Annotated in this window: 19 protein-coding genes and 1 other annotated feature; of the genes, 8 read left to right on the top strand and 11 right to left on the bottom strand. The window is 50.4% G+C overall.

Going from position 1 to position 14,472, the window contains the following annotated elements; translation table 11 throughout:
- The first annotated feature begins 34 nt into the window (after positions 1-34).
- The 4 genes from HV107_RS20910 to HV107_RS20895 all read left to right on the top strand — a co-directional run bounded on the left by HV107_RS20910 (position 35) and on the right by HV107_RS20895 (position 2,399).
- Complete coding sequence (locus HV107_RS20910) at positions 35-670, top strand: hypothetical protein (protein WP_182060656.1); 636 nt, start codon at positions 35-37, stop codon at positions 668-670.
- The gene (locus HV107_RS20905; RefSeq protein ID WP_182060655.1) at positions 657-899 is read left to right on the top strand and encodes a DUF4060 family protein; all 243 of its coding nucleotides are present in this window, start codon (positions 657-659) and stop codon (positions 897-899) included. The genes HV107_RS20910 and HV107_RS20905 overlap by 14 nt, the downstream gene beginning before the upstream one ends.
- Positions 900-963: 64 nt before the next feature.
- Complete coding sequence (gene xisR / locus HV107_RS20900) at positions 964-1,179, top strand: excisionase family protein (RefSeq protein WP_182060654.1); 216 nt, start codon at positions 964-966, stop codon at positions 1,177-1,179.
- The gene (locus HV107_RS20895; protein ID WP_182060653.1) at positions 1,179-2,399 is read left to right on the top strand and encodes a site-specific integrase; all 1,221 of its coding nucleotides are present in this window, start codon (positions 1,179-1,181) and stop codon (positions 2,397-2,399) included. The genes xisR and HV107_RS20895 overlap by 1 nt, the downstream gene beginning before the upstream one ends.
- 66 nt (positions 2,400-2,465) lie before the next feature.
- On the opposite strand, the gene btuC is transcribed toward HV107_RS20895, so the two are convergent.
- The 9 genes from btuC to thrS all read right to left on the bottom strand — a co-directional run bounded on the left by btuC (position 2,466) and on the right by thrS (position 10,721).
- The gene (gene btuC, locus HV107_RS20890; RefSeq protein ID WP_182063564.1) at positions 2,466-3,446 is read right to left on the bottom strand and encodes a vitamin B12 ABC transporter permease BtuC; all 981 of its coding nucleotides are present in this window, start codon (positions 3,444-3,446) and stop codon (positions 2,466-2,468) included.
- A gap of 101 nt (positions 3,447-3,547) precedes the next feature.
- Entirely contained in the window at positions 3,548-3,847 is a 300-nt protein-coding gene (ihfA, locus tag HV107_RS20885) for an integration host factor subunit alpha (protein ID WP_003857805.1), read from the bottom strand.
- 4 nt (positions 3,848-3,851) lie between these two features.
- Entirely contained in the window at positions 3,852-6,239 is a 2,388-nt protein-coding gene (gene pheT / locus HV107_RS20880) for a phenylalanine--tRNA ligase subunit beta (protein WP_182060652.1), read from the bottom strand.
- Positions 6,240-6,254: 15 nt separating this feature from the next.
- On the bottom strand, positions 6,255-7,238 hold the full coding sequence (pheS, locus tag HV107_RS20875) for a phenylalanine--tRNA ligase subunit alpha (RefSeq protein ID WP_014069902.1): 984 nt from the start codon (positions 7,236-7,238) through the stop codon (positions 6,255-6,257).
- Positions 7,239-7,300: 62 nt separating this feature from the next.
- Positions 7,301-7,425: a sequence feature (Phe leader region), on the bottom strand.
- Complete coding sequence (pheM, locus tag HV107_RS20870; protein WP_001386830.1) at positions 7,376-7,420, bottom strand: pheST operon leader peptide PheM; 45 nt, start codon at positions 7,418-7,420, stop codon at positions 7,376-7,378. It overlaps the preceding feature by 45 nt.
- A gap of 117 nt (positions 7,426-7,542) precedes the next feature.
- A complete protein-coding gene (gene rplT / locus HV107_RS20865; RefSeq protein WP_000124850.1) occupies positions 7,543-7,899 on the bottom strand; it encodes a 50S ribosomal protein L20 in 357 nt (118 codons plus the stop codon).
- Between the two features lie 52 nt (positions 7,900-7,951).
- Positions 7,952-8,149, bottom strand: coding sequence for a 50S ribosomal protein L35 (gene rpmI, locus HV107_RS20860; RefSeq protein WP_003030583.1), 198 nt, complete (start codon positions 8,147-8,149; stop codon positions 7,952-7,954).
- A 97-nt stretch (positions 8,150-8,246) separates the two neighbouring features.
- A complete protein-coding gene (gene infC / locus HV107_RS20855; protein WP_014069901.1) occupies positions 8,247-8,789 on the bottom strand; it encodes a translation initiation factor IF-3 in 543 nt (180 codons plus the stop codon).
- Between the two features lie 3 nt (positions 8,790-8,792).
- On the bottom strand, positions 8,793-10,721 hold the full coding sequence (gene thrS, locus HV107_RS20850) for a threonine--tRNA ligase (protein ID WP_182060651.1): 1,929 nt from the start codon (positions 10,719-10,721) through the stop codon (positions 8,793-8,795).
- 142 nt (positions 10,722-10,863) lie between these two features.
- Here thrS and yncL point away from each other — a divergent pair, with 142 nt between their 5' ends.
- Positions 10,864-11,136, top strand: coding sequence for a stress response membrane protein YncL (gene yncL, locus HV107_RS27485; protein ID WP_310649363.1), 273 nt, complete (start codon positions 10,864-10,866; stop codon positions 11,134-11,136).
- Positions 11,137-11,236: 100 nt separating this feature from the next.
- The gene (yniD, locus tag HV107_RS20840) at positions 11,237-11,344 is read left to right on the top strand and encodes a small membrane protein YniD (protein ID WP_008500658.1); all 108 of its coding nucleotides are present in this window, start codon (positions 11,237-11,239) and stop codon (positions 11,342-11,344) included.
- 211 nt (positions 11,345-11,555) lie between these two features.
- Here the strand turns inward: yniD and HV107_RS20835 are convergent, their stop codons facing one another.
- Together HV107_RS20835 and HV107_RS20830 are read right to left on the bottom strand one after the other, a co-directional pair.
- Positions 11,556-11,789, bottom strand: a complete 234-nt coding sequence (locus HV107_RS20835; RefSeq protein ID WP_166716884.1) for a hypothetical protein — start codon at positions 11,787-11,789, stop codon at positions 11,556-11,558.
- Between the two features lie 265 nt (positions 11,790-12,054).
- Complete coding sequence (locus HV107_RS20830) at positions 12,055-12,813, bottom strand: YdiY family protein (protein WP_182060650.1); 759 nt, start codon at positions 12,811-12,813, stop codon at positions 12,055-12,057.
- Between the two features lie 295 nt (positions 12,814-13,108).
- On the opposite strand from HV107_RS20830, the gene pfkB reads away from it, so the two are divergent.
- Both pfkB and ghoS read left to right on the top strand, forming a co-directional pair.
- Positions 13,109-14,041 carry a 6-phosphofructokinase II gene (gene pfkB / locus HV107_RS20825; protein ID WP_182063563.1) on the top strand — a complete coding sequence of 311 codons (933 nt, stop codon included), beginning with the start codon at positions 13,109-13,111 and terminating at the stop codon, positions 14,039-14,041.
- Positions 14,042-14,144: 103 nt separating this feature from the next.
- Complete coding sequence (gene ghoS, locus HV107_RS20820) at positions 14,145-14,435, top strand: type V toxin-antitoxin system endoribonuclease antitoxin GhoS (protein ID WP_182060649.1); 291 nt, start codon at positions 14,145-14,147, stop codon at positions 14,433-14,435.
- The last annotated feature ends 37 nt before the right edge of the window (positions 14,436-14,472 follow it).

Genomic DNA, 14,472 nt, shown 5'->3' with positions numbered 1-14,472 from the left:
GGGAGGCGGGAGGGTTCGCCCTCCCGGTAACGATATGACGAAAATTATCGAACGCGGAATGATTTTCAACAGCGAAATGGTTCGAGCCATTCTCGACGGCCGGAAGACGGAGACACGGCGGCCAGTTAAGTTCCCCTTAATCGACAAGAATATGGGCTGTGAATTAGCAGGTAACGAGCTTGCCGGGGAATTGGCGGCTGGGAACCACTGGAATAGTCCGTTTGGTAAGCCAGGCGAACATATCTGGGTAAGGGAAACGTGGGCAGAAGCTGGTGCCAGCGCATCGGAATTGCTGCTTTACCGGGCTAACTATCCGGAGCATGTACCACCACATTACGAGAACGTGCCGCCGGCTGATGAAGTCCGCTGGACACCCAGCATCCATATGCCGCGCTGGGCCAGCCGTATCACGTTGGAGATTACCTGCGTTCGGGTCGAGCGGTTAAAAAGTATCAGCGACGAAGAAGCGCGATCAGAGGGGGTTGTCCAACTACGGGAAGGGTTTTGGAAACACTACCAACCGGGCTGGACGCAGCACCAGCTAAGCGCCAGAGGGGCTTTCGCTACGCTCTGGGATTCCATTTACGGCTTTGGTGAATGGGATAGAAATCCTTGGGTCTGGGTGATCAAGTTTAAGCGTATCGAAGGAGATGGCCATGCGACTGATTAACCGTGGCAATCAGCAGTCCCCTCTCGCTCGTCAGGCGTGTGACATCGCGCTGGCAGCCCATGCGGAACGTTACGGCGACTACGGGCGCAGCAAGATGAAAGAGACTTATACGGTGAGGGTGGAAGGCGTGAAGGTCTGGGTGGAGGTGGTAAACCGCAAAGCCAGCTACGTGGCCACTGCAATGACCGGAATGCGCCGACTCAGATCCCTGCCAGGACAGGTTTCCTGATATCGATATTTCAAATGTCATTAACCGGCATCTTTATACTGATGTCGGTTACCTGAGGTGAACGATGGCACAGGTAATTTTTAATGAAGAGTGGATTGTTGAGGCCAAGCTCATCGAAAGAACCGGTCTCTCCAGTGGGCAAATAAAGAGCTACAGGCTCAAGTCCTGGGTTAACGGCATTCACTTTAAATACGTCACAGCCGATGGCAGAACCGAGTCTGAAAAAGGCCTTGCCTGGTATAACTACCCCAAAATAAACCATTTCATTAAGGATGCGTAATGGCAGGCTTTCCTACCGGCGTTGAAATACACAACGGTAAATTGAGGATTTCGTTCAAGTTCAAGAATATTCGCTGCCGGGAAGTTTTGCAGGGTTGGACTGTAAATAACTCCAATATCAAGAAAGCAGGAAATCTTAGGGCATTAATCTGCGCCGAAATTCAGCTGGGAACATTCAAATACGAAGAACGCTTTCCTGAGAGCAAAGCACTTAAGAAGTTTTCGACGCCCAGCAAGAGTGTCTTAACCTTTCAAGAGCTGTGCGATGCATATCACGCAGTGAAAGAGGTGGAGATTAGTCCGGCAACAATGATGATTACCCGGTCGGTCAGTACCCTCTTCACGAAGATTATCGGAGAGGATACTTCTCTTGAGGATATACAGCTGAACGATATGTTGTTGTACCGAAAAAAATTGCTTGAGGGGGAATTTAAGGCAAGGGCTGATGGGCAACGTACAGTCAGAACTGTTAACGCATTTATGGGGCAGCTATGCCGGATGCTCAGCTTCGCGCAACAGAGCAACTACATCCAGCACAAGCCTTTCGAGAACATCAAAAGTCTGAAGACATCTGAACTGGATCCGGATCCATTGCTGAAAGAAGAATTTCAGGAATTATCAAAGCACTGGGAAGGTCAGCATTTGAACCTCTGGACGTTTGCCGTTTATTCCGGTTTACGCCATGGCGAGTTGACAGGTTTAGCCTGGGAGGATGTCGATTTATCGACTGGTGAAGTTCATGTTAAGCGTACCATGACTCTCACGAAGAAATTTGGACCACCTAAAACGAAGGCGGGGATCAGGACGGTGAAATTGCTTAAGCCGGCGCTGGAGGCGTTAACAAGGCAATACGAGCTTACAGGCGACAAGTTGCCCACTGAAATCGACTTCTACCACCGAGAGCGCGGAAAGGTTGAAAAGCAAAGCCTTAGATTCTGCTTCGTTCCCAACTATGAAGAAGGGAAATTGAGCAGACATTATTCTCAGAGCACGATTAACCAGACATGGCCAGGGGCTATGCGAAAATCAGGAGTAAGGTATAGAACCCCCTATCACACCCGCCATACTTATGCCTGCTGGTTACTATCGGCTGGAGCAAACCCATCGTTCATTGCAAGTCAGTTGGGGCATAAAAATGCGCGTATGGTTTACACCGTATATTCAAAATGGATCGTAAAGATGAACGATGACCAAATAGGCATGTTAAACGAGAAAATTTAGTGAAATGCCCCCACAGTGCCCCTGACACATTGCAATTCGGGATAATATTCAAATATTTCAATGAGTTCAGCGACCAGCCTTTAATAGTAGCCAGATAAATACTGGCGCGCCTAGCGTGGCGGTTACCACACCAATTGGCAATTCAGCGGCAGTCAGTGCAAGCCTGGCGATAATGTCAGCTACCAGCAGCGTCGCCGCACCGGCTATGGCCGCGCTTGGGAGTAACGTGCGATGGTCCGTGACTCCACAAAGTCGTAGCATGTGCGGGATGACAAGGCCAATAAAACCAATCGCGCCGGCCAGCGCCACACTCACCCCTACCATCCAGCCAATGGCAATGACCAGCACATTGCGCCATAAGTTCATCGACATGCCGAGCTGACGGGCAGAGGTTTCGCCCAGTGCAAGGATGTTCAGTGGTTGCGCCTGGCAGCACGCCCAGGTTATCACCGGGATAAGCAATACCATCAGCCATCCCTGACGCCAGTCAACACCGCCAAACCCGCCCATCATCCAGTACATTAGCTGGCGTAAATCAAATGAGGTGGAAAAGTAGACCGCCCAGGTCATCAGCGCGCTGCAAATGATCCCCAGCGCAACCCCTGCCAGCAACAGACGGCTGGTCGATAGATGACGTCTTGCGAAGCGCAGGAGTATCACGGTAATGATTAGCGCACCGATAATGGCGCTCAGGCTAACGCTCCAGGCAGAAAGCTCGCCGCCCCCCAGCATAACCGCCGCAATCAGCCCAACACCGGCCCCATTCGATACCCCCAGCAGTCCCGGCTCCGCCAGCGGGTTTTCAAACAGAGCCTGCATCATGGTGCCACAGAGCGCCAGCGCCGCACCAACGAGGATCACCGCCAGGGTACGCGGCAGACGGATTTGCCAGACAAATAGCTGCCCGTCTGCGCCAAACCAGCTTTCCGGCCCCAGCCACCGGTCGCCCGCGCACAGGCTGACGGCTGCGGCAACAAGGAGCAGCAGCACAAGAACAAGCAAGCGGCGCAGGTCGTATTGGCGCTGGCGATGAGCGAAGTCAGGCATAGACATGATTTTATCAGGATGAGATGTAATTGATTTTACGGTGGGTTTACAGGAGAGCAAAGAAAAAAGGCCGCGAATGCGGCCTTTTTAGTTAGTTCATATTACTCTGCTTTGGGCGTTGCGTTTTCGACACGGCTTTTTAACTTCTGGCCGGGTCTGAAGGTCACCACGCGGCGGGCTGTAATGGGAATATCTTCCCCCGTCTTCGGGTTGCGGCCCGGACGTTGGTTTTTGTCTCGCAAATCAAAATTGCCAAAACCGGAGAGTTTTACCTGCTCGCCGTTTTCCAGAGCGCGACGGATCTCTTCGAAAAACAACTCTACCAACTCTTTGGCATCCCGTTTGCTAAGCCCAAGCTTATCAAACAGATATTCTGACATTTCAGCTTTTGTAAGCGCCATAGGTTCAATCCCTCAATGAGGCCTGGAATCGCTCTTTTAATGCCTCTACACATTTGGCGACGGTAGCGGCAATCTCCTCTTCTTCGAGTGTACGGCTGGTATCCTGAAGGATAAGGCTGATAGCGAGGCTCTTGAAACCTTCTGCTACGCCCTTGCCGCGGTACACGTCAAATAAGTTTACGCCAACTACCTGATTTACGCCAACTTTCTTACATTCGACCAAAATATCTGCTGCGGGAACGTTTTCAGCGACCACAACCGCGATATCACGGCGGTTCGCCGGGAAGCGTGAAACATCCTGCGCCTGAGGAATGACGCGGTCTGCAACCGGGTTCCACTCCAGCTCGAACACGATGGTACGGCCATTCAGATCCAGTTTGCGCTCCAGCTCAGGGTGAACAACACCAATGAAACCAACGCGTTTGCCATCTAAATAAATGGCAGCACTCTGGCCTGGATGCAGGGCCGGGATGGATTCCGCACGGAATTCAATTTCAGATAATTTACCGGTCAGATCGAGAATCGCTTCCAGATCGCCCTTCATATCGTAGAAATCAACCGTCCCTTTTGCCAGGTCCCAGTGTTCTTCATAGCGGTTGCCGCTAATGGCGCCAGCCAGCATGAGATCCTGACGGATGCCTAAATTTGCCTGATTATCTGGTACAAAGCGCAATCCACTCTCGAAAATGCGCACGCGGTTTTGCTGACGATTCTGGTTATAAACGATAGTCCCGAGCAGACCCGTCCACAAGGACAGACGCATCGCTGACATTTCGCTTGAAATTGGGCTTGGCAGGATGAGCGCTTCCTGAGCCGGGTGGATCCACTGCTGTACCTTCGGATCAACGAAGCTATAGGTGATCACTTCCTGGTAACCTTTGTCGTTGAGCATGGTTTTCACACGCTTCAGGGACAGGTCGGCTTCACGGTGAGAGCCCATCACCAGACCAGCCTGTACCGGCGCGTCTGGGATGTTGTTGTAGCCGTAAACACGCGCCACTTCTTCCACCAGGTCTTCTTCGATTTCCATATCGAAACGCCATGATGGCGCAACAGCCTTCCACTCGTCCTGACCTTCGGTGACGTCGCAGCCCAGACGTTTAAGAATCTCGCTAACCTGCGCATCTTCCACATGGTGGCCAATCAGACGATCCAGCTTGCTGCGGCGCAGGGTGATGGTTGCGCGTTTCGGCAGAGTGGCTTCGTTTGTGACATCAATAACCGGGCCAGCATCGCCGCCACAGATATCGATCAACAGGCGCGTTGCACGCTCCATTGCCTTGTATTGCAGTGCCGGATCAACACCACGCTCATAACGGTGAGAGGCGTCGGTATGCAGGCCATGGCGACGTGCACGGCCCGTGATAGACAGCGGGCTGAAGAAGGCGCATTCCAGCAGCACGTTCTGCGTTTCGTCATTCACACCGGAATGTTCGCCACCGAAGATGCCGCCCATCGCCAGCGCTTTACCATGATCCGCAATCACCAGGGTGTCAGCGTTCAGTTTTGCTTCGCTGCCGTCCAGCAGAACCAGAGTTTCGCCCTCTTTCGCCATACGCACAACGATACCGCCTTCGATACGATCTTTATCGAACGCGTGCATTGGCTGGCCCAGCTCCAGCAGAACGTAGTTAGTTACGTCTACAACCGCATCAATGGAGCGAATGCCGCAACGACGCAGCTTCTCTTTCATCCACAGTGGGGTTGGCGCTTTAACATTAATGCCTTTCACGACACGACCCAGATAACGCGGGCACGCATCGGCGGCTTCAACCTGAATCGGCAGAGTGTCGGTGATGGTGGCAGCAACCGGGGCAATTTCTGGCGCATTCAGTTCGGTCTGGTTCAGCACAGCAACATCGCGCGCTACGCCGATAATACCCAGGCAATCTGCACGGTTCGGAGTCACGCTGATTTCGATGGTGTTGTCATCGAGTTTCAGGTATTCGCGAATATCAGTACCGATTGGCGCATCCAGCGGCAGCTCAATAATGCCGTTGTGATCGTCGGAAATACCCAGCTCAGAGAAAGAACACAGCATCCCTTCTGACGGCTCACCGCGCAGTTTTGCGGCTTTGATTTTGAAATCACCTGGCAGTACCGCACCAACAGTTGCCACAGCAACCTTCAGCCCCTGACGGCAGTTTGGCGCGCCACAGACGATATCCAGCAGGCGTTCGCCGCCCACGTTCACTTTTGTTACGCGCAGTTTGTCTGCATTAGGATGCTGACCACATTCGACCACTTCCCCTACAACCACACCGTTAAAGGCACCTGACACTGGCTCAACGCCGTCAACTTCCAGGCCTGCCATGGTGATTTGGTTGGAAAGCGCTTCGCTATCGAGAGAGGTGTTCACCCATTCGCGTAACCACAGTTCACTGAATTTCATTATTCTGTCCTGCCCTTATTTAAACTGTTTGAGGAAACGCAGATCGTTTTCGAAAAATGCGCGCAAATCGGTTACGCCATAGCGCAGCATGGTCAGACGCTCCATGCCCATACCGAAGGCAAAGCCAGAGTAGACTTCAGGATCAATGCCGACATTACGCAGAACATTTGGGTGCACCATACCGCAGCCCAGCACTTCCAGCCATTTGCCGTTTTTACCCATCACGTCAACTTCCGCAGAAGGTTCGGTGAACGGGAAGTAGGACGGACGGAAACGTACCTGCAAATCTTCTTCAAAGAAGTTATTCAGGAAGTCGTGCAGCGTCCCTTTCAGGTTGGTAAAGCTGATGTTTTTATCAACGATCAGGCCTTCCATCTGGTGGAACATTGGGGTGTGCGTCTGGTCGTAATCGTTACGATAAACACGGCCTGGCGCGATGATGCGAATTGGCGGCTCTTGATCTTTCATGGTGCGGATCTGAACGCCTGAAGTCTGGGTACGCAACAGACGCGTAGCATCGAACCAGAAAGTGTCGTGGTCAGCGCGTGCCGGATGATGGCCAGGAATGTTCAGCGCATCGAAGTTGTGATAGTCATCTTCGATTTCCGGGCCAGTCGCCACGGTAAAGCCGAGCTCACCGAAGAAACTTTCAATACGGTCAATGGTACGGGTAACCGGGTGCAGACCGCCGTTCTCAATACGACGACCAGGCAGTGAAACATCGATGGTTTCTTCAGCCAGACGCGCGTTCAGTGCCGCATTTTCCAGCGCGGATTTACGCGCATTCAGTGCCTGCTGTACCTGCTCTTTAGCTTCGTTAATCACCGCACCCGCTGCCGGACGCTCTTCTGCTGGCAATTCACGCAGGGTAGTCATTTGAAGGGTCAGGTGCCCTTTCTTACCCAGATATTCGACGCGGACGTTGTCTAACGCGGCAACATCTGAGGCCTGGTTAATGGCGGCCGTTGCACTGGCAACCAGCTCTGCGAGATGTGACATGGTTTTCCTCATTATGTCGGTGCAGACACCGATTTGGTGGACTTAATCTCTCGAATTTAGACACAAAAAAAGCCTCCATCAGGAGGCTTATTCGGCGCTGTTTTTCGTTTCATCTTTCACGCGCTAGCCTCCTGATATCAGGTGCTAAAGTAAAAGAAGAAGCGGAAAATAGCAGCATTCATGCTTGCGTTACCTTATAGGTTTAGAGCCGTTAAGACCTTATTGAAAAGCCTGGACGGGTAAAAGTCAATGTTCTGATAAGGTTAAAACAAAAGAGGGAGCAAAGCCCCCTCTCTCAACTGGCTTACGCCAGTGCTGCTTTCGCTTTTTCGACCAGAGCGGTGAACGCTACTTTGTCGAATACTGCGATGTCAGCCAGGATCTTACGGTCGATTTCAACAGAGGCTTTTTTCAGGCCGTTGATGAATTTGCTGTAAGAAATACCGTTCTGACGTGCTGCTGCGTTGATACGCGCAATCCACAGTTGACGGAACTGACGCTTACGTTGACGACGGTCACGGTAAGCGTACTGACCAGCCTTGATAACAGCCTGGAAGGCAACGCGGTATACGCGTGAACGCGCACCGTAGTAGCCTTTAGCTTGTTTCAGAATTTTTTTGTGACGTGCACGAGCAATTACACCACGTTTTACGCGAGCCATGTGAGCTCTCCTGTATCTATATTCTTAGTAAAAAAAATTAAACGTTAACGGCTTATGCGTACGGCAGGCACGCGATAACCAGACCCAGATCGCCTTTAGACACGAGGCCTTTTGGACGCAGGTGACGTTTACGTTTAGTAGATTTTTTGGTCAGAATATGACGCAGGTTTGCGTGCTTACGCTTAAATCCACCACCACCGGTTTTTTTGAAGCGCTTAGCAGCACCGCGTACGGTCTTAATTTTTGGCATCTTAATAACTTCCACTTCGCATTGTTAAATAAACGAAACATAGGCGAGCAAAACCTATGAGGCCCGAAGGCTCCACAGATTTTGCTGCTTGAAGGCCTTACTGTTTCTTCTTAGGAGCGAGCACCATGATCATCTGGCGGCCTTCGATCTTCGTAGGGAAGGATTCGACTACTGCCAGTTCACTCAGATCGTCACGGACGCGGTTAAGCACTTCCATACCAATCTGTTGGTGGGCCATCTCACGACCGCGGAAACGCAGTGTGATTTTGGCCTTATCGCCATCTTCCAGAAAGCGAATCAGGCTGCGGAGTTTTACCTGATAATCGCCATCGTCGGTACCAGGACGGAATTTAATTTCCTTAACCTGGATAACTTTTTGCTTTTTCTTCTGTTCCTTAGAAGACTTACTCTTTTCATAAAGGAACTTGCCGTAGTCCATAATACGACAAACTGGCGGTTCGGCGTTAGGGCTGATTTCAACTAAATCTACTCCAGCTTCTTCAGCTTTTTCGATCGCTTCTCTCAGACTCACAATCCCCAGTGGCTCACCTTCCAGATCTGTTAAGCGAACTTCCTGGGCGCGAATCTCGCCATTGATACGATTCGGACGTGCCGTTTGAACTCGTTTTCCGCCTTTAATACCTTATTCCTCCAGTTGTTGAAGACTGCGGCTGCGAATCTCTTGTTGCAGCTTCTCAATCACTTCACTTACGTCCAGGCTCCCCAGGTCTTTACCACGGCGGGTGCGAACGGCAACTTTGCCTGCTTCCACCTCTTTATCACCACAGACCAACATATACGGGACACGACGTAAAGTGTGCTCGCGGATTTTAAAGCCAATCTTCTCATTTCTCAAGTCTGCTTTTACGCGAATGCCCGCATTTTGTAGTTTCTGCGTCAATTCTTTAACGTAATCAGCCTGAGAATCGGTAATATTCATCACTACGACCTGCACTGGCGCAAGCCAGGTTGGGAAGAAGCCAGCAAACTCTTCGGTAAGGATGCCGATGAAGCGCTCCAGAGAACCGAGGATTGCACGGTGAATCATGACCGGTACCTGACGCTCGTTGTCTTCGCCAACATAAGAGGCGCTTAAACGCTGCGGCAGGGAGAAGTCCAGCTGTACAGTACCGCACTGCCATGCGCGATCGAGGCAGTCATACAGGGTAAATTCAATTTTCGGGCCGTAGAAGGCACCTTCGCCAAGCTGATATTCGAACGGAATACCGTTCTCTTCCAGCGCCACGGCCAGGTCCGCTTCTGCACGATCCCATGTCTCATCGCTACCGATACGTTTTTCCGGACGCGTAGAGAGTTTGACGACGATTTTCTCGAAGCCAAAGGTGCTATACATATCGTAGACCATACGAATACAGGCGTTAACTTCGTCACGTACCTGATCTTCCGTACAGAAGATATGCGCATCATCCTGAGTAAAACCACGAACACGCATCAGACCGTGCAGCGCACCTGATGGCTCGTTACGGTGGCAGCTACCGAATTCCGCCATACGCAGCGGCAGATCGCGGTAGGATTTCAGACCCTGGTTAAAGATCTGAACGTGACCCGGACAGTTCATTGGCTTAATGCAGTATTCACGGTTCTCAGACGAGGTGGTGAACATCGCATCTTTGTAGTTGTCCCAGTGGCCGGTTTTTTCCCACAGCACACGGTCCATCATGAACGGGCCTTTCACTTCCTGGTACTGGTATTCTTTCAGCTTGGAACGCACGAAAGTTTCCAGTTCACGGAAAATAGTCCAGCCATCGTTATGCCAGAACACCATACCCGGCGCTTCTTCCTGCATGTGATACAGGTCAAGCTGCTTACCGATTTTACGGTGGTCGCGTTTTGCGGCTTCTTCCAGGCGTTGCAGGTAGGCGCTCAGGGCTTTTTTATCTGCCCATGCGGTACCATAGATGCGCTGCAACATCTTGTTGTTGCTGTCGCCACGCCAGTAAGCGCCTGCTGTCTTCATCAGTTTGAAGTGATGACAGAAACGCATGTTCGGCACGTGCGGCCCACGGCACATGTCGATGTATTCTTCGTGATGGTACAAGCCAGGCTTGTCATCATGAGAGATGTTTTCATCAAGAATAGAGACTTTATAGTTCTCGCCGCGTTTCACGAAGGTTTCACGCGCTTCGTGCCAGCTGACTTTCTTCTTAATGACGTCATAGTTGGATTCAGCGAGCTCGTGCATACGTTTTTCGAGCGCGTCGATATCTTCCTGGGTCAGGGTGTGGTCAAGGTCAACGTCATAGTAGAAGCCGTTGTCGATAACCGGGCCAATCGCCATTTTGGTGTTTGGCCAAAGTTGCTTGATCGCATGACCTAACAGGTGCGCACAGGAGTGACGAATGATCTCCAGACCTTCTTCGTCTTTCGCAGTGATGATTGACAGTTTCGCATCGTGTTCAATCAGATCAGACGCATCAACCAGCTCACCATTTACACGGCCAGCAATGGTCGCTTTCGCGAGTCCAGGACCGATGTCCAGGGCCACATCCATTGGGCTTACAGCGTGGTCGTATTGGCGTTGGCTGCCATCAGGAAGAGTAATTACAGGCATTTTATATCCTTATTTGCAGTGATGCCCCACACATAAGAGCATATACAAAGAAAATAATCGTTATTTAACAGTAGATTACGAAACCATCTGACCAACAATCGTCAAATTGGTTCGTCATCATGCACCTGACGAAATCAGACAAATGCGGATTTACGGCAGGCCTTGCAATGTTAACACTAACAAAAGGGAGAATGCACCCTCTGTGGCAGACAGAAGTACCTGGTACTTTCGCATGAGTTTGCACGGGGTCGCTTCCTGGCGCTCGCATTACAGTCGTGCTGAGCTATTCTTGAACAGGTCCTTAAACCTTAAGGGGCACAACATGAACGTATCCAGTAGAACCGTAGTTATATTGAATATACTTTCAGCCACCGGTTTATTGTTGATTCTCGCCGAAAGATTCCACTGGTTCTGAACCGTACCAGTATGATGCGGCATAACCTCATCCCCTGGATAATGCGCATTTCACCGCTCTCTTTGGTACACTGGCATTATCAACAGACAAGGATTAGGTTATGCCAACAAAACGATTTGCCGTGAAACACTGGAAAATGGTGCTGGTGTTAATTGCTATCTGCGGTGCGATGTTACTGTTGCGCTGGGCGGCAATGATCTGGGGCTAAAACGATCGTCATGGAATTAGATAAGCGAAATGCCTTTACCGAATAATACATTTCGGTGAAGGTTTTTTTGCGAATACGAAATACAGGTAATGAATAAATTTTAATTATCTTTACATCATTCTGAACCGTAAAAAAACCGGTACAACACAATCCGGTTTTTGACGGGTTGATTTATTGGTTTACTTTCAATAACAACGCGACAAGGAACGTATCAGGACCACTCACCTGCAACCAGTTTATGCACATCAAAAGCGTCATTCATTGATTGACCAGTAGATTGTGAGCCTGGGGCAATGTTAGAGCCAGCCTCAACGTCAGAAGCTTTAGCAATGCCGACCTGGGTATTGGTGTTACTGGCAGGTGGAGTAACTTCATCAGCAGCGAATACGCCAAAGGAAAGTGCAGAAAGCACCATTGCTGCTGCGGCAGTTTTGATTTTTTTCATAATCATTGTTCTCTTACTGAATTAATTCAAAACGACTTAAGGCGGAATTTTGCCTGTCTTATTAGTGTAGATCTGGATCACACTTTTGCCTAGTCGATTTATTTATCAATTCGTGTCAAATAAAATGAATGTAATACGAAGGGAGTCATTATGGAGAAATTATGGAGATATCAGCCGAATAAATATTTTAAAACACTGTTCAATATAAAATAGCACAGTTCGCAAAAATAAAAAAACGGGCCGATAATATTTCGGCCCGTGGAAATTACATTTTGTAGCCCAGAGAAATCGTGGTTCTGCGGTCGGTATGATCCGGTGCAGTATCTGGAGGCGAAGAGTTCCAGGTCACGTTGTAAGCCACTTTTAAACCAAAGTGTTCATTGATTGCGACATTCAGCGCCGTTTCGGAGTTTAGCGTTGTATCATCGGCACCGAATACAGAAACACCCTGAGTAAATTTGGTGTTGTCGGTCATCTGCCAGGCATAAGTACCAGACGCGTAGCCTAACGGTTGGGTTTTGGTATCGCCGTCAGTGTACTCGTCATAACGTACGCCTGGACCGAATTCAAAACGGAAGCTGTGAACAGGCCCGTTCAGGAACTGGCGACCATAACCTGCGGTGAATATATCACGCTGGCGATAGCCGTTGTAACGGTCGGTTAACCAGCTTGCCTGGCCAAACAGGTAGTCGAAATCGGTCATATTGTAACGGCTACGTCCACCTACTGCGTATTTTTCGGAAGAGCGTTCGTCGTTAGCGGAGGTGTTGCTGGCGTTACCCCACAAGGACCAGGCCGTGTTGCTGCCGTACCAGGTCAGCGTGCTGTCCGCCGTCAGCGAAGAACTTTTCGTGTTACCGGATTGCGCCAAATATCCGGCGTTCAGGTTACCTTCAAAGGGCTTTTGCGCCGTGGTGGGATCGTCCATGACAGTAAAAACGGTATCATCGGCGGTCGCATTCATTGACGCAAACACGCCACCCGCCAGCATCAGTGCAGCGGGTACTGTCTTCAAAAGCTTCATTTTATTAAGGAGTCCGTACAACAAAAAAAGAGACCATCTCGGTCCCGGAAACTTTCTTGAGGATCAATGACAAGGCGTCCAGAGAAAGGTAATAAATTATAAAAAGGCTCAAATAACATAGCAACGTTTTCTTATTTCATTTTTTGAATAAGAACGATCCCAAAACAAGTTTTATTTTATAAAACAATTTGGTTACTTTTCTCATTATTCATATTGAAAATCATGATGTTAATTACTTTGCCTTCTGGTGAATTGGTGCCAGGATTACTGATACCCATACTAAAAGGAGGTAATGATGGTTTCTATTTATACACTGACGCTCTCCCCTTCCCTCGACTCCGCCACCCTGACGCCGCAGATTTACCCGGAAGGTAAACTGCGCTGTAGCGCCCCTGTGTTTGAACCAGGCGGTGGCGGGATCAACGTGGCGCGGGCCATTACGCACCTCGGCGGAAAGGCAACGGCAATATTCCCCGCGGGCGGCGCTACCGGGGAGCATCTGGTCGCACTGCTGGCAGACGAAAAGGTCGCGGTTTCAACCGTTAATGCCCAGGACTGGACGCGACAGAACCTGCACGTTCACGTGACGTCCAGCGACGAACAGTACCGTTTTGTTATGCCTGGCGCGAAGCTCAGCGAAGATGAGTTTCGCCAACTCGAGGAAAAAGTCCTGGCTATTGAGAGTGGCGCATTGCTGGTCATTAGCGGCAGTCTGCCGCCTGGCGTCAAAGCGGAAAGACTGACGCAACTGATTCGGGCAGCGCAGTTGCGGGGGATCCGCTGTATTGTTGATAGCTCGGGTGAGGCGCTTCAGGCCGCTTTAGCGCCAGGGCAACTTGAGCTGGTCAAACCCAACCAGAAAGAGTTAAGTGCGCTGGTCAATCGCGAGCTCACCCAGCCTGACGATGTTCGTACCGCAGCGCTAGAACTGGTTCGCAGCGGCAAAGCCCTACGCGTGGTCGTGTCTCTTGGCCCACAAGGAGCATTAGCCGTTGATGGTTCCAGTTTTGTGCAGGTCGTCCCGCCGCCAATGAAAAGCCAGAGCACCGTGGGTGCTGGCGACAGCATGGTGGGAGCAATGGTGCTCAAACTCGCTCAAGGGGCCTCGCTACTTGAGATGACACGTTACGGTGTGGCGGCGGGTAGCGCGGCAACCATCAACCATGGTACGCGGTTGTGTTCCCTTACCGATACGCAAAAAATTGTGGATTACCTCTCCAGAAGTTAAGGCATTTACCCCTTCTTTATGGAGGGGAAATGCGCTCCGAATTCGCCAAACGCGTACTATCGACTATGCTAAGAAAACTTTCATGATAACAATGAGGTGAAATATGAGCAGTGGGGACATCACTCGCTACGTCATAACCGTTAGTTTTCATGATGCATCACTGACCGAACTCAATGAAATCAATAATGCCTTCACTCGCGCAAACTTTTTACTCACGCTGACGGATGAAGAAGGCAATATTCATGAGCTCGGCACGCTGACGTTTGGGCTGATAAGCGCGTTAACCATCGATGAGGTAAGCTCGCTGGCAAACAGCCTGATTGAAAGTGCCACCCACAAAACAGCCGAAATTGACGTAGACACCTGGGAAAACTGGCAAAAAAAAGAACAATAAGTGCCCTGCATGGATCCAAACAGCTCAGGTGTGCGTT

It is taken from the genome of Enterobacter sp. RHBSTW-00175, from assembly GCF_013927005.1.
GTDB lineage: Bacteria > Pseudomonadota > Gammaproteobacteria > Enterobacterales > Enterobacteriaceae > Enterobacter.
Note: the sequence above shows the minus strand (reverse complement) of the source record. Positions and strands in the feature narration are given on the sequence as shown.

Excerpts from the sequence above, each read along its gene's own strand:
- yniD (WP_008500658.1), top strand. The coding sequence starts at position 11,237 with ATGCCAACAAAACGATTTGCCGTGAAACACTGGAAAATGGTGCTGGTG.
- rplT (WP_000124850.1), bottom strand. The coding sequence starts at position 7,899 with ATGGCTCGCGTAAAACGTGGTGTAATTGCTCGTGCACGTCACAAAAAA.
- rpmI (WP_003030583.1), bottom strand. The coding sequence starts at position 8,149 with ATGCCAAAAATTAAGACCGTACGCGGTGCTGCTAAGCGCTTCAAAAAA.
- btuC (WP_182063564.1), bottom strand. The coding sequence starts at position 3,446 with ATGCCTGACTTCGCTCATCGCCAGCGCCAATACGACCTGCGCCGCTTG.
- HV107_RS20905 (WP_182060655.1), top strand. The coding sequence starts at position 657 with ATGCGACTGATTAACCGTGGCAATCAGCAGTCCCCTCTCGCTCGTCAG.
- HV107_RS20830 (WP_182060650.1), bottom strand. The coding sequence starts at position 12,813 with ATGAAGCTTTTGAAGACAGTACCCGCTGCACTGATGCTGGCGGGTGGC.
- pheS (WP_014069902.1), bottom strand. The coding sequence starts at position 7,238 with ATGTCACATCTCGCAGAGCTGGTTGCCAGTGCAACGGCCGCCATTAAC.
- HV107_RS20895 (WP_182060653.1), top strand. The coding sequence starts at position 1,179 with ATGGCAGGCTTTCCTACCGGCGTTGAAATACACAACGGTAAATTGAGG.
- yncL (WP_310649363.1), top strand. The coding sequence starts at position 10,864 with ATGCGGATTTACGGCAGGCCTTGCAATGTTAACACTAACAAAAGGGAG.
- ihfA (WP_003857805.1), bottom strand. The coding sequence starts at position 3,847 with ATGGCGCTTACAAAAGCTGAAATGTCAGAATATCTGTTTGATAAGCTT.
- xisR (WP_182060654.1), top strand. The coding sequence starts at position 964 with ATGGCACAGGTAATTTTTAATGAAGAGTGGATTGTTGAGGCCAAGCTC.
- pfkB (WP_182063563.1), top strand. The coding sequence starts at position 13,109 with ATGGTTTCTATTTATACACTGACGCTCTCCCCTTCCCTCGACTCCGCC.
- thrS (WP_182060651.1), bottom strand. The coding sequence starts at position 10,721 with ATGCCTGTAATTACTCTTCCTGATGGCAGCCAACGCCAATACGACCAC.
- ghoS (WP_182060649.1), top strand. The coding sequence starts at position 14,145 with ATGAGCAGTGGGGACATCACTCGCTACGTCATAACCGTTAGTTTTCAT.
- HV107_RS20910 (WP_182060656.1), top strand. The coding sequence starts at position 35 with ATGACGAAAATTATCGAACGCGGAATGATTTTCAACAGCGAAATGGTT.
- HV107_RS20835 (WP_166716884.1), bottom strand. The coding sequence starts at position 11,789 with ATGAAAAAAATCAAAACTGCCGCAGCAGCAATGGTGCTTTCTGCACTT.
- pheT (WP_182060652.1), bottom strand. The coding sequence starts at position 6,239 with ATGAAATTCAGTGAACTGTGGTTACGCGAATGGGTGAACACCTCTCTC.